The sequence below is a fragment of the Mycobacterium sp. UM_11 genome, assembly GCF_001414075.1.
GTDB lineage: Bacteria > Actinomycetota > Actinomycetes > Mycobacteriales > Mycobacteriaceae > Mycobacterium.
Genome location: NZ_LATC01000018.1, coordinates 48931 through 63689 on the forward strand (window position 1 = coordinate 48931; position 14759 = coordinate 63689).

The following is a 14759-nucleotide window of genomic DNA, read 5'->3' on the forward strand; positions in this document are numbered from 1 at the left end:
AGTCAGTGATCTTGTCCCCCACACGGTTCCGCGTGACCACGGTGTAGTTGGTGTAAGTGTGCACGGTGTCGCCGGCGATTGCGTCTCGGGCCGGTCACGTTACGGCGGCGCTACGGCTACGCCGCGTCAGCGGCGCTTGATCGATTCCTGGAGGCTCTTGGGCCGGATGTCGGTCCAGTTCTTCTCGATGTACTCCAGGCACTCCTCGCGGCTGGCCTCGCCGTGCACCACCCGCCACCCCGCCGGCTTGTCGGCGAAGCTCGGCCACAGGCTGTGCTGGTCCTCGTCGTTGACGAGGACGAAGAAGGTGCCGTTCTCGTCATCGAAGGGGTTGATGCTCATCGCGTCTCCTTGTCGTGTGCTTGGGCGCCCCCATTAAGCCCCCAGTGGTTCCTAGTACCCGGTCGGACAGCAATCCCAAGCAGCTGAGGTTCGGAAACCCCGGCCCCTGCGTCAGCCCGGACAGGTTGGGCAGGAACAGCTTGGGCCTGACGTCGCTGACCGCCAGGTCGTAGCCGATCGCTTCCTGCAGGCTATCGGCCGTCAGCGGGCCGCCCAGGCCGAGCTCCAGCAGGTCGAGCACGTCCTGGCCGAACAACGACGTGAACCACAGCGCGTCGGCCCCCGAGCCGTCGATGACCAGATCGAAACCGTGCACCGTCTCGAGGTTCTCGCTGCCGCGGTTGGTGGACAGGGTGAGCCGGATCTGCCCGTCGCGGCCCACGGCGTGGGCCACCCGGCCCCGCAGGTGCCGGATGCGGTCGTCGGCCAGCAGGGCTTCCTGCACGTTGGCCGAGAACACGCCGCGGTCGGTGCGGGCGAGCGCGTCGCGGCGTTCGGCCAGCGTCAGGGCGGTCCAGTCGGTGGGGTCGGAGAACAGCGAGTTCTCGAAGAAGCTCTCCCCCCGGGTGAACAGCGTCACCTGCGGCGAGATGACGGTGATGGTCGAAACCCGATGCCGGAACAGCTCATTGAGCATCGACGCCGCCGTCTCACCGCCGCCGATGACGGCCACCCGTTCGGCGGTGATCCGGTCGTGGCCCGCGGCGCGGTCCCAGAACTGGGCGATCGACAGCATGCGCGGATTGCCGGGCAGCAGCGACTTCTCGGCCTGGCCGGGCCCGGTGATCATCAGGGCGTCGGCCGCCACGCTGGTCTCGTGGGTGTGCAGCGCCCACTTCTCGCCGTTGACGGCCAGCCGCTCCACCTCGCCGCGCACCACGTCGAGGCCCACCTGGTCGGCCACCCAACCCAGGTACTGGCTCCATTTGCGATGGGTGGGCGCCGGCCGGCCGCGGTCGATCCATTCGGCGAACGACGCCGTGGCGATCAGGTAGGACTGCCAGCTGTAGCGGGTCATCCGTTCGTCGAGTTCGGCGTTGCGGCGCGGGACCAGCGCCGAGCGGTAGGGAAATCCCACGTCCTTCTCCGGGCTGGTGCCCAGCCGGTGCGCCCCGTCGGTCCAACCGCCGCTTGCCTGCCAGTTGGCCGCGACGCCGATGCGTTCGACCGCGATCACCTCGGGGGCGTCGACGCCCATGTCGCGCAGCACGGACGCCTTGGCGGCGACGGCCACCGCCTTGGCGCCCGCGCCCAGGATCGCAAGTGTGCTCATGTCACCATCTCCCGCAGCGATTCGATCCAAAGGTGTTGCAGTTCGGCCAGATCGGCCTCGCCGAGGATGTCGGGCAGCGCGCGCCACTGCGCGGCCAGCACCCGCTGGCCGTCGAACGTCAGCATGGCCGCCACGATGGTGAGCTCGTGGCGCACCGCCAGCTCCGGCTCCGGTTGCGGCGACACCCCGGCGAGCAGTTCACGTTCCAGCGTCAGCGCGGCGCCGCCGCCGGCGTGGGCGGCGCCGAGGTAGTTCAGCAAAAGTTGCGGCGCCGGCAACGGGGCGAGGCGTTCGGCGGTGTCGGTGCGAAGGTAGCGCAGCAACCCGTAGTCCAGCCCGTCACCCGGGATGGCCGCCAGCTGCTCGCCCACGGCTCGCGGGTCGGCCGAGCGCACCCGTATCGGGTAGATGGAACTCAGCAGCCCGACGGTGTCACCGGTGTCGATGCCGTGCGCGCCCGACCCGTCGACCAGAGCGTCTGCGCGCCCGTGTGTTTCGAGCGCCAGCAGGGGCGGCGGCGTGGCCTGGTTGCGGGAGTGCCGCCACCGCGTCACCGTCGCCGCGGTGGCGGCGATCAGCAGGTGCGGCAACGGCAGCCCGGAGTCCAGCAGCCGGCGGGTGATGTCGGCATCGGTGGCGATCATCCGGACGGTCAGATCGCGGGCGCGGTCACGGGCCGGATCGACCCGTCGCGCGCCGAGGTCCGGGTCGTCGCCGTCGGACTGGGCGGCCCAGAATTGCACCGTGTCCAGCCCGCGGGCGCGCTCGACGAGCGCACCGGCCCAGCGCCGGTAGCTGGTGTGCTCGCGGATCGGTGCCGGCGAGCGGCCGGCGGCCAAAGCCGTTAGGGCGGCGTCCAATTCGCCGAGGACTACCCGCCACGACGCCGGATCCATCGCGAGCACGTGGGCGGTCAGCAGCAGGACGCTTCGCCCGGTCGCCGGGCGGAGCCACGTCGCGGCCAGCAGCGCTCCGCGCTGCGGGTCGAGGCGGTCCACGGCCCGCGCGACGTGTTCGGGCACCGCCGCGTGCAGGTCATCCGTCACGGCCACCTCGGTGAGGATCTCGGCGGGTTGCGCCGGGACCAGGGTCATCGCGGCGCGGTCCAGTCGCGTGCACAGCATCTCGTGCCCGTCCACGATGCCGGCGAGCGCGGTGTCGAGCTGCTCGCGGCTGACGTCGGCGGGCAGCCGGATGGCTTCGGTCTGCGCCAGCCGCCGCGGCTCGCCGTGCTCGTAAAGCCAACGGCCGTTGGGCAGCACCGGCATGGGCTCGGCGCTGCGCTCGACATCGCTTGTGGCGATGAGGGTTTCGGCATCGATGGCCCCCGCCAGCTCCCGGATGTTGGCGCACTCGAGGATGAGCCGGGCGCGCAGGGCGATCCCCCGCGCCCGGGCCGCCTGCACCACCGACAGGGCCACGATGCTGTCCAGGCCCAGCTGCAGGAAATCGGCGGCCACGTCGATTCGCGGCTGAGCCAGCAGCTCCGAAAGCAGTTCGGCCAGCGCGGCTTCGGTGGGAGTCTCGGGTTCGGCGCCGCCGGTATCCGCCTCGGCGACGTCGAACGCGCTCAGCGCGGCCTCGTCCAGCTTTCCGTTGACGGTCAGCGGGATTTCGTCGACCGCGACGATGCGCTGCGGGATCATGTAGCGCGGCAACCGCGATGCCAGCATGCCGCGCAGTTGCGCCGCCGACGGCGGGTGCGGCGCGGCGTCGGACGCGACCACGTAGGCGGTCAGCCGCGCGCCCGAGGGCCCGCGGCGCACCAGCACGCCCGCGCGCCGCACGCCGGGGTGTGATTCGAGCGCGGCCGCGATCTCGCCCGGTTCGACGCGGTAACCGCGGATCTTCACCTGGGCGTCCGCGCGCCCCACGTACTGCAGCGAACCGTCCGGGCCGCGACGTACCAAATCGCCTGTGCGGTACATCCGTTCACCGGGCGCGAAGGGGTCGGCGGTGAAGCGGTGGCCGGTCTCCGCGGGACGGCCGAGATACCCGCGGGCCAGCTGGGCGCCGGCCAGATACAGCTCGCCGGTGGCGCCGAACGGCACGGGACGCAGCGCGGAGTCCAGCACGTAACCGCGGGTGTGCTGGGTCGGCCGCCCGATCGACGGCTCGTCGTGCTCCGGGATCGCGGCGACGATGGCCTCAACGGTGGTTTCGGTGGGCCCGTAGCAGTTGTAGGCCGTCATCCCCGCGCGTGCGCACTCGGCGCGGATCAGCTCCCACGCCAGTTTGGCGAGCGCTTCCCCACCCAGCGCCAGCACGGCGAGCGGAACGGTGCTGAGCAAACCGCATGCGGCGAGCTGGGCAAACATCGACGGGGTGGTGTCGATCATGTCGATGCCGTGCTCGGCGATCGTCGCGACCAGCGCCTCGGCGTCGGTCTGGGTGTGTTCGTCCATGATGTGCACAGCGTGGCCGTCGAGCAGCGCGACCAGCGGCTGCCAGGCGGCGTCGAACGCGAACGACCATGCGTGCGCGACACGCAGTGGCCGGCCCAGTCGGGCGGCCGCCGGTCGCAGCACGGCGGCCAGGTGGTCGTCGGCGTAGGCGCCCACCGCCGCGTGAGTTCCGATGACGCCCTTGGGTTCTCCCGTCGTCCCCGACGTGAAGACGACGTACGCCGCCTGCCCGGGTGCCACGCCGGCCGGGCGAAAGTCGCCGTCGGCGGGTTCGCCGGTCGCCAGCCAGTCGTCGTCGATCACGATCGACGCGCCGGTCTGCCGCAGGATGGAGTCCACCCGTTGCGGAGGCGTCGCGGGTTCCATCGGGACGCACGCGCCGCCGGCTTTGAGCACGGCGAGCATCGCGGCAACGTACTGCGGGCCGCGGGAAAGCCGAATGCCGACCGGGGTTTCGGCCCGCACGCCGTGTCGGGCGAGCCGGGCGGCCAGCCCGTCGCTGCGGGCATCCAGCTCGCGGTAGCTCAGCGTGCCACCGGCCCAGCTGACCGCCGGGCGGTCCGGGGTCCTGCGGGCGACTTCGGCGAATCGGGCGTGGATCCCGACGGGCGGCGCCGGGAGCGCTCCGGCCGCGCGCGGCGGGACGACCTCGTCCTGGAAGAGGACGCTGACGTCGCGCAGCGGGCGCTCCCAGTCGCGCAGCAGGCGCTCGGCCGTGGTCAGGACCCGCCGCCCGAAGGCGGCCGCGGGGGTGGCGCCCAGCGCACCCTCGATGACCTCGATGAGCACCACCAGTTCGCCGGCTTCCATGTGGGCGGCGATGGTGATCGGGAAGTGCGACAACGTTTGCAGCGCGGAGGGCCGGAAAGTCGCACCGGCGGCGGTCAATTCGGTTCCGGCCGTCAGCCCGTCCAGCGGGAAGTTCTCGTAAACCAGCAGGGTGTCGAACATCTCGCCGACCCCGCCCAGCGCCCGCAGCTGCGCATGCCCGAGGTAACCGTGTTCGCGCAACAGCGCGGCGCTGCGCTGCACCGCCCGGCATTGTTCACCGGCCGCCGCGGCGGGGTCGAGCCGCACCCGCAGGGGGACGGTGTTGATGAAGAGGCCGATCATGGTCTCCACGCCGGACAGTTCGGGCGGCCTGCCGGATACCGTGACCCCGAAAACCACGTCGTGGGTGTCGGTCAACCGGGACAACACCACCGCCCACGCCATCTGCATCAGGGTGTTGACGGTGATGCCGCGGGACCGGCTCTCCTCGACCAACCGCGCGGTATCCTCGGCGGGCATCCGCAGTTCGGTGGTCCGGGGCAGCCCGGACCGCCCGCCCTCGCTGGAGCCGAGCGCGGCGGACAGCAGGGTGGGGCCGGGCAGGCCCGCCAGGTGCTGACACCAGATCTGTTGACTGGCCTGCGGATCCCGGCTCGACAACCAGCCGATGTAGTCGCGGTACGGCCGCGGGGCGGCCCGCAGCGCCGCCACGTCGCCGCCCGCCTGATACAACGTCATCATCTCGTTCACGAACACCGGCAACGACCAGCCGTCGATCACGATGTGATGAGCGGTGAGCACCAATCGCCATCGCGCATCGGGCAATTCGATGAGCAGGAAGCGGATGGCCGGCCCGCGTTCCAGGTCGAACGGCCGTCGGCGTTCGCCGGCCTCGAGCGCCCGCACATCCTCGGGCGCGGCGGCGACCGTGCGCCAGGGCAGGTCGACCCTCGACGGCACGATCTGCACGGGGCGTGCGATGCCCCGGCTGAAGAAGCTGGCCCGCAGGTTGGGGTGGCGCGCCAACATCTTTGCCGCGCAATCCCGTAACAGCGCGACGTCGAGCGCGCCGGAAACATCGGCGGCCATGCCGATCACGTACGGGTCGTCGGCCTCCCCGTCGCGGAATTCGGCGAGCGTGGTCAGCGAGTACAAGCCCTCTTGCAGCGGGCTCAGCGCCATCACGTCCTCGATGTCGGGCGCGACATCTTCGGTCGTCGTCATGGCGTCCCGTCCCGCGACGACGACCACAGCTGCGTCACGGCCGCCAAATCGTCGGCCGACAGCCAGGACGCGGTCATCGGCGCGAAGCGGGTGTCGGTCGGCTCGTCGAACGAACCCGCGTCAATGTCCTCGTCGCCTAGGGCGTCGACGGCCGCGGCCAGCTGCCGCACGGTCGGGTTCTCGAAGATCATCCGGGGGCTGATCGCCAGTCCGGCGGCCCGCGCCCGCGCGGCCAGCTGAACCGACAGGATGCTGTCGCCGCCGAGGGCGAAGAAGTCGTCGGACCGCCCCACCTCGGGAGTCGAGAGCAACTCGGCGAACACCTTGGCCAGCGCCCGTTCGGTGTCGGTGCGCGACGGTTCGGCCTGCCCACCGGTGCTGACCGCCGGCCGTGGCAGCCCGGGCCGGTTCAGCTTGCCGGACTCCGTCTTGGGCAGCGCGTCGAGCACGGTCAGCGACGAGGGCATCATGTAGCCGGGCAGCAGGGTGGCGATCGCGGCGCGCACCTCGGCCGCGAACGCCGCCTTATCACCGTCGTCGACGACGGGACGTTGGGGCACAACGTATCCCGCCAGGGAGGTGCCGCCGTGCACCTCCCAGGTGCGCGCCGCCGCGGCGGCGACGCCGTCAGCCCCCGCCAGCGCGGCCTCCACCTCGGCCAGCTCGACGCGGAAACCGCGCACCTGCACCTGGTGGTCGGAGCGCCCGACGAACTCGAGCAGGCCGTCCTCGGTCCACCGGGCCAGGTCGCCGCTGCGATACAGGCGCGAACCGGGCCGGCGGGCATACGGATTGGCCACGAACCGGGATGCGGTCAGCGCCGGCCGCCGCCAGTACCCCCGGGCCAGCTGGTCGCCCGCGTAATACAGCTCGCCCACCACTCCGACGGGAACCGGCCGCAAGCCGTCGTCGAGCAGGTAGGCGTCCGCACCCGGAACGGGCCTGCCGACAAGCGGATTCGGCGGCGCGAGCCGCCCGCGGGACACCGCACCGGAGGTTTCGGTCGAACCGATGTTGTTCAACAGCTCGACGTCGGCACCGGCGCACACCGACACCAGCCGCCGCAGCAGCGAGGCGCTCACCGGCTCCCCGCCGCACACCAGCCGGGACAGCGCTCGCAGCGCCTCGGGCCGGCTGTCGACCAGCGCCGAGACCAGGCTCGGCACGGCGGTCACCTGGGCGACCGAATGCCGGATCATCAAGTCCCCGAGGGCTTCCGGGTCACGGTGTTCGGCGTCGTCGGCGAGGATCATGGTGGCGCCGGCCGCCAATCCGGCCAGCATCTCCATCCCGCCCTCGAGGAACGTGATCGAGGCCTGGGCCAATCGGACGTCGTCGGTCCGCGGCGGGTAGTGCCGCAGCTGCCAGTCCAGCCGGGCGGCCATCGACCGATGGGTGCCGACCGCCCCCTTCGGCTTGCCGGTGGAGCCCGACGTGAAGACCAGGTACATCGGGTCGTCCGGGTGCGGCAGCGGCAGCCCGGCCGCCCGGGGATCGACTTCCCCGTTCTCGATCGCGGCCCGCACCCGCGGGTCGTCCAGTGAGATGACGGCGACGCCGGCGACGTCGGGCATGTCGTCGAGCGCTTCGGCCGTGGCCAGCACCACCGGCGGCGCGACGTCGTCAAGCATGAACTGCTTGCGCGCCGGCGGGTAGCCGGGGTCGATGGGGAAGTAACCGGCGCCGGCCTTCATGATGGCGACCAGCGCCACCACGAGGTCGATGCTCCGCCGAGTCGAGAGCCCGACCAGCGTCCCGGGCCCCACGCCGTGGCCTGCGAGCAGGGCCGCCAGGTTGTCCGAACGGCGGTGCAGCGCAGGGTAATCGATGCGCTCACCGCCGCATCGCACCGCGATCCGGTCGGGCCCCAGGCTTCGGCTGGGCCGCAGCAATTCTCCGATGGTGCGCGGCCGGTCGTGCGGCGGCAACTCGCCCCGGCTCCAGTCCTGCAGCATGCGCCGCCGGTCTTCGGCGCCGATCAGCTGCACGTCCTGCAACGTCTGATCCACGTCGGTGGCAAACTCGGTGACCACCCGGGTCAGCCAGCCGGCCAGGCGCTCGATGGTGGTCCTACTGTAGAGCTCGGTGCGGAAGATCAGGTTGCCGTTGTAGCCGATGCCCGCCGAGGTACCGGTGCCGTCGGTGCCGAAGAAGTTGACGCTGAGATCCGCGTGCGCCATGTCGAACACGGGGTCGAGCGAGGTGCACACGGTGTCCTGCCCGCCGTCGGGGGCCTGCTCGATCACTCGCGTGGCGGGCAGGTGGTCGCGGACGTGCACTACGACCTGGAACAGCGGATTGCGCGACAGCGAGCGCACCGGGCTGACGCTGTCGACCACCCGGTCGAAGGGCAGATCCTGGTGCGCGTAGGCGGCCAGCGCCGTCTCGCGGGCGCGGGTCAGCAGTTCACGCAGGGTCGGGTTACCGGTGAGGTCGTTGCGCAACACCAGGATGTTGACGAAAAACCCGATCAGTTGGTCCAATTCGGACTCGGAGCGTCCGGCGACCGGTGTGCCCAGCGGGATGTCGAGGCCGCCGCCCGCCTTGTGCAGCACCACGGCGACCGCGGTTTGCAGCAGCATGAATTCGGTGATGCCCAACTCGCGGCACAACTCGGCGAGCTTGGCGCGGGTGGCCGCGTCGATGCGGAAGTCGACCGATTCGCCCTCCCCGGTGGGGACGGGCTGGCGCGGGAAGTCCGGCCGCAGCCCGGTGTCCTCCGGCAGACCGGCCAGCTGCCGATTCCAGTACTCCCGCTGCTCCGCGGCGACGCTGGATTCCTGACCGGCCGCGTCGCCCAGGAACGCGCCCTGCCAGGCCGCGTAATCGGCGTACTGCACCCGAAGCGGCGCCCAGGCCGGGGCCTCCCCCGCCCGGCGGGCCCGGTACGCGGTCATCACGTCGGCGAACAGCACCCCCGCCGACCAGTGGTCGGAGGCGATGTGATGGATCACGAGCGACAGCACGTGATCCGCGGCGTCAGCGTCGGCGCGCAACAACGCGATTCGCACCGGCAGCTCACGGTCCAGCTCGAAGCAGTGCCGGCGCTCGACGTCCAGCTGCTCCCGCAGCCAGGCGTCGTCGGGCCCGGTCGCCCGGCGCACCGGAACCTCGCCGGCGGGGCCGACCACCTGGTAAGGCACGCCGTCCAGCTCCACATACGAGGTGCGCAGGATCTCGTGACGGGCGACGACGTCGCCGACGGCGGCGATCAGCGCGTCGATGTCCCACGGCCCGCTCAGCTTCGCGGCGAAGGGAATGTTGTTGACCCAGCTGGGCCCGTCGATGCGATAGGCGAACCAGCTGCGCAGCTGCGACGCCGACAGGGGCAACGGCTGGTCGTGCGCGGTCGCGATCAGCTTGGGCCGCGCCTGCCTGGGCTCCCCGGAACTCAGCCGATCGACCCGCTCCGCCAACAGGCCCACCGTGGCGAGCTCGAAGACTTCCCGGATGCCCAACTCCACGCCGCACTCCGAGCGGATCGCGGTCACGAGTTTGGTGGCCACCAGCGAGTGACCGCCCAGGTCGAAGAACGAGTCGTCGACGCCCACCCGGTCGTGACCGAGCAGCGTGGAAAACAGTGCGGCGATGCGGCGTTCGGTGACGGTGGTGGGGTCGCGGTATTCGGTGACGGCCGCGATCTGCGGTTGGGGCAGTGCGGCGCGGTCGATCTTGCCGTGCGCCGTGATCGGGATCTCCTCGAGCGGCACGTAGGCCGCCGGCGTCATGTAGTCCGGCAGCGCGGCCGCCACCCGCGCGCGAATGCGTTCCACGTCAACGGTTTCCGGGCCGCCACCCGGGGCGGGCGTCACGTATCCGACCAGGCTCTTGCCCAGCCGGGGTAGGTCCATGGCCAGCACGACGGCTTGTCCGACGCTCGGGTCGACCGAGATGGCGGCGGCGACCTCGCCCAGCTCGATGCGGAAGCCGCGGATCTTGACCTGTTCGTCGGCGCGCCCGACGAATTCGATGTCCCCGTCGAGGTTGCGGCGGGCGAGGTCGCCGGAGCGATACAACCGGGCGCCCGGCGTGAACGGGTCGGCGACGAACCGCTCGGCCGTCAATGCGGGCCGACGGTGGTATCCGTGCGCGACATGCGTTCCACCGATGTAGATTTCGCCGATCACGCCGGCGGGGACGGGCCGCAGCGCGTTGTCGAGCAGATACACCTGCGTGTTGATCTTCGGGCGTCCGATGGGCACCACCCGGGTGCCCTGGGCCCCCTCCACCGGGAAGCTGGTGCAGTTGACGACGGTCTCGGTCGGTCCGTAGAAGTTGTACAGCAGCGCGTCGAAGGTGGCGTGGAACTTGTCGGCGATCTCGCCCGGCAGGGCCTCGCCGCCGATGGGCACGCGCCGCAGGGTGCGCCACTGGCTGACGCCGGGCAGCGACAGGAACAGGCCCAGCAGCGACGGCACGAAATGCATCGAGGTGATGCCTTCGCGGCTCAGCAGGTCGGTCAGGTAGCCGATGTCGCGCAGCCCGTCGGGGCGCGGGATCACCAGCCTGGCGCCCATGATCAATGTGCCGAAGATCTCGCCCATGGACACGTCGAAGCTCGGCGAGGCGACCTGCAGCAGCCGGTCGGTTTCGTCCACGTGGTACTCCTCGCCGAACCAGACGAAGTACTCGGCGATCGGCTTGTGCGGCACCGGAACACCCTTGGGCAGGCCGGTCGAACCGGAGGTGTAGATCAGGTAGGCCGTGTTGTCGGGGCTCAGCGGGCGGAGCAGTTCGGCCGGCGCCGTGGCCGGGTACCGCGACAGCCCGGTGACCGGCTCGCGCAGCACCAGTTTGGCGTCGGCGTCGCCCAGGATGAAGGTCAGGCGATCCTCGGGGTAGGTGGGGTCGACCGGCAGGTAGACCGCTCCGGCCTTGAGCACGCCCAGCGCGGTGATGACCAATTCGGGTGACTTGTCCAGCAGCACCGCCACGCGGTCCTCGGTGCCGATCCGCCGCTCGATCAGCCAGTGCGCCAGGCGGTTTGACTCTTCGTCGATCTCGCGGTAGGTGTACTCGCGGCCCTCGTAGACGACGGCGATGGCGTCGGGCGAGCGCGCCGCCCGGCGGGTGACCAGCGCGGGCAGGGTGGCGGCCGGGGTTTCGAACGCCGCCCCGGTCGAGGCCCAGCGCAACCACTCGGCGTCGTCGGCGTCCATCAGCCCGCAGGCCGACAGCGCTGCATCGGGGTCGGTCAGCGCGCTATCCAGCAATACGCCGTAGTGCCGGAGCAGCTGCTCCACCAGCCGCTGATCAAGCACCTCGACCAGGTATTCGGCCTCGACGGACCCGCCGCCGGCCGAGCGGTCCAGCTCGATCATGAAACTCAATGGCAGCTGGTTGAATTGACCGCGCAACTCACCGCGCTCGCACCGCACGCCGGGCGGGCAGAAGCCGGCGCCGTCGGGCTCTCGCTGCCCGAAGCTCACCCTCGTCATCCGGTCGGCGCCGTGGCGACGATCGGGATTGGACTCGCGCACCAGCCAGTCCAGGTCGGCGCGCGAGTGGGCGAAGGCGCCAACCGCGCTGTCGCGGGTTTGGGCCAGTAGCTCCCGGAATGTTTGGTGGGGCTGCGGCCGCAGCCGGATCACCACGGTGTTTCCGTAGTAGCCGATGGCGGATTCGCTCCCGACGCCGCGGTTGAGCACGGGGGCGGCGACCAGGAAGTCCGTCGACTGGGTGTAACGGTGCACCAGCGCGGCGAAGGCGGCCATCAGCACCATGTACGGGGTGGCGCCGGTCTCGCGCGCCAGCGCCGCGGCCTTGTCGACGGTGGCCGCCGCCAACCGCGTGGTGGCACGCTGGGCACGCCAGGTGCTTGGCACCACCGACCCGTTGGGTCCCGGAAGCTCAAGCGGCTCGGGCAGATTCGCCATCAGGGGCCGCCAATATTCGAAGTCCGCGCCGGGATCGGCCGCTTCGTCCGGCGCGGGTGCGGTTATGGCGGGGACACCGCCGAGGTCGTCGGTGTATGCGCGAGTCAAGTCGGTGAAAAACGGTGTCCACGAGGCGTCGTCCCAGGCGATGTGGTGAGCCGTGATCAACAGCATCAGCTCGTCGCCCGACAAGCGCGCCGCCGTGACCCGCAGCGGGGAGTCCTTGGCGAGGTCGAAGGGCCGGCGGAAGTCCCGTTGCGCCAGCACGTCCAGCCGCAACCGCCGGGCTTGCTCGGTCAACTCCGACAGATCGTGTTCGGCCCACTCGGGCCGCAACTCCTCGCGGACAACCGGATACGGGTCGCCGTCCGGGCCGGTGGCATAGGTGGTGTGCAGCACCTGGTGCCGCGCGGCCACGGCGTCGACCGCGCGCCGCAATCGCTGGAGGTCGACCACCCCGGTGACCCGGTAGGACACACAGACGTTGAGCAGCGCGCTGTCCGGGTCCACCGACTGCACGAACCACATCCGGTGCTGGCCGACGGACATGCTCGGTTGGTCTTTGGCGGCCGCGGGCGCCTCGGCGGCCGGTCTGGCCAGTCCGCGCTCGGCGATCTTGCGGCGCAACAGTTCCAGGCGCTCGTCGTCGAGACGGGCGCCGGTTCGGGTGGTGTCCGTCACGCGGGGAGTCCAACCTTTCTCGGTTCGGGGGTGTCGAGTGGCGCGTCCGGTCGCGGCCCGTCACCGGGGTCGACGCGCAACGCGTCGACCAGTTCGTCGAGGGTGATGCCGCCGAGCATGCGCGCGACCGGGACCGACCTTCCGACCGTCCGACGCAGCCGCTTGCGCAGGTCGAGCGCGAGCAACGAGTCCACGCCGAGGTCGATGAGCGGTGCGCTCGGGTCGATCGTGACCGCCTCCCCCAGGTGCAGTGTCGCGGCCAGTTCGGCGCGCACCACCTCACCGAGCGGCTTGGCCGCGCCGTCCTCGTCCGCGGCGGCGGCCCCGGCGGTGGTGAACGGCATTGGCATGCCCTGGCTTTCGAAGAAGACCGCGAGCCGGTCGAAGTCCGCGCGGAAGATCAGCGGATCGCCGTCGTAGCGTCGCAGGCCCGCCTCGATCGCCGGCTCGGGCGCCATCGCGATCAGGCCGGAGCGTTCGGTGCGGGTGATCTCGTCGCCCGTCACCACGCCGGCGGCCTGCCACAGGCCCCACCGGATCGCCGCGCAGTCGCGGCCCGCGCCGCGCAGCCGGGCGACCAAGACGTCGAGCATGCGGTTGGATGCGGCGTACGCCGCGTGCGCGTGGCCACCCCATACGCCGAACACCGACGAGCAGGCCAGGATTCGGCAATCCGGCCGCAGCGGCCACATCTCCGCCAGCGCCGCCAGGCCGCGCACCTTCGCGGCGCAGACCGCGGCGACGTCGGCGCCGGTGAGTTCGGCGCGCGTGCGGGCCTCGGCGATGCCGGCGGTGTGGATCACCAGAGACGCGCCGGGGTGCCCGGCGGCTGTGTCGGCCAGCGCGGCCGGGTCGGTGATATCGCACCGCGGGGCGCGCACGTCGACGTCGTGGCCGTCGGTAAGCCGGCGCAGCGTGGGCTCGTCGATGCCGTTGCGGCTCAACAACGTCACGGTCCGGGCCCCGCGTTCGATGCAGTATCGGGCGTACTGCAGGCCGATCGCCCCGCTGCCGCCGGTGATCACCACGTCGTCCAGCGCGGCCGCGTCGAGGGGGCGCGCGGTCCCCGAGTCGCGGCACTCCCGCAAGGTTCGCACGTAGCGTCGCGGCGAACCATTGCCCCGCAACGCCACCTCGGCCACCTCGCCGAGCAACGCCTCGACCGCGGCGCGCGCCGTCGGGTCGTCGACGTCTCGCCCCGCCAGGTCGAGATGTCCGAAGGCCTGGTCGGTGAACTCGAAGCCGACGCTGCGATGCATGGCGGCCAGCGCCGCCTGCCCGGGAAGCGCCGTGGGGTCATGCCGGTCGACGGTTTCGGCGCCGGCGGTGAGCAGCCACACGGCCCGGCACCGAGGGCCGATCAGCGCGCGGTAGTCGGGTAGTCCCGCGTCCGGCCGGCGCGCGATCTGCTCGATCGCCGCGGCGGCCTCCGGCTCGTCGAGTGCCGGGGCGGCCACGACCAGGATCTCGGCGTCGTTCGGTGACACCACCCGGCAGTTGTCGTGCGCCTCAACGGCGTCGATCAGCCGTTGGGCCAACGTGCCGGTCGTGCCGTGGAAGCCGATGTCGGCGCCCCCCGCCGGCGCCGATGCCGCCCGCCAATGCTCGACGGCGACCGTGAGCGCCGCGGCGGGCGCGGTCTCGATCGCCGGTTCGGGCGCCGCCCAGAGGTGCTCCGCCCGCATGGGCGCGTTGGGGAACCCGCGCAGGGGACGGCGGACGCCGCCCGGAATCGTGTTGGCCCATTGACAGCCGGGATCGGCGGTTGCGACGGCGGCGATGTTGGCCGCGAGCGTGTCGGTGATGGTCGAGTCGCGGTGTCCCGAGCCGACGGCCAGGGTCGTCCGCTCGTCGATGAGGTCGGCGAGCGGATACAGCAGCGCGGGATGCGCGGACAGCTCGACGAAGATGGTGGCGCCCAGCCCTTGCGCCGCCGCCACCGCGCGATCGAACCGCACGGTGTTGCAGAGGTTTTCATACCAATACTCACCGAAATCGCGGTCGCTGCCGACCTCCGCGCCGAAGGTCGACCCGACGAATCGCACCGGGCTGTCTCCGAATGCCGAGCGCGGCACCAGCTCGGCCAGCTGCTGACGCAATGGCCGTAGGACGCTGGTGTGCCCGGGATAGTCCACGGCCAGTTGGTGGGTGAACACGCCGCGTTGCCTCTGTCTCTTATACACATCT

At 71.3% G+C, this 14759-nt stretch carries 5 protein-coding genes; all 5 read right to left on the bottom strand.

Annotated elements, in window-relative coordinates:
• Positions 1 to 126: 126 nt before the first annotated feature.
• Positions 127 to 342 (bottom strand): MbtH family protein, encoded by a 216-nt coding sequence (locus tag WU80_RS07185; RefSeq protein ID WP_055400812.1) that lies wholly within the window; start codon positions 340 to 342, stop codon positions 127 to 129.
• Positions 320 to 1615, bottom strand: a complete 1296-nt coding sequence (gene mbtG, locus WU80_RS07190; RefSeq protein ID WP_055400814.1) for an NADPH-dependent L-lysine N(6)-monooxygenase MbtG — start codon at positions 1613 to 1615, stop codon at positions 320 to 322. The genes WU80_RS07185 and mbtG overlap by 23 nt, the downstream gene beginning before the upstream one ends.
• The gene (locus tag WU80_RS07195; RefSeq protein WP_055400829.1) at positions 1612 to 6015 is read right to left on the bottom strand and encodes a non-ribosomal peptide synthetase; all 4404 of its coding nucleotides are present in this window, start codon (positions 6013 to 6015) and stop codon (positions 1612 to 1614) included. Before WU80_RS07195 ends, mbtG begins: the two co-directional genes overlap by 4 nt.
• Entirely contained in the window at positions 6012 to 12572 is a 6561-nt protein-coding gene (locus WU80_RS07200) for a non-ribosomal peptide synthetase (RefSeq protein WP_055400816.1), read from the bottom strand. Before WU80_RS07200 ends, WU80_RS07195 begins: the two co-directional genes overlap by 4 nt.
• Positions 12569 to 14759: SDR family NAD(P)-dependent oxidoreductase (locus WU80_RS07205; protein ID WP_055405741.1), on the bottom strand; the 2191-nt coding region annotated here is incomplete at its 5' end. The genes WU80_RS07200 and WU80_RS07205, both read right to left, overlap by 4 nt.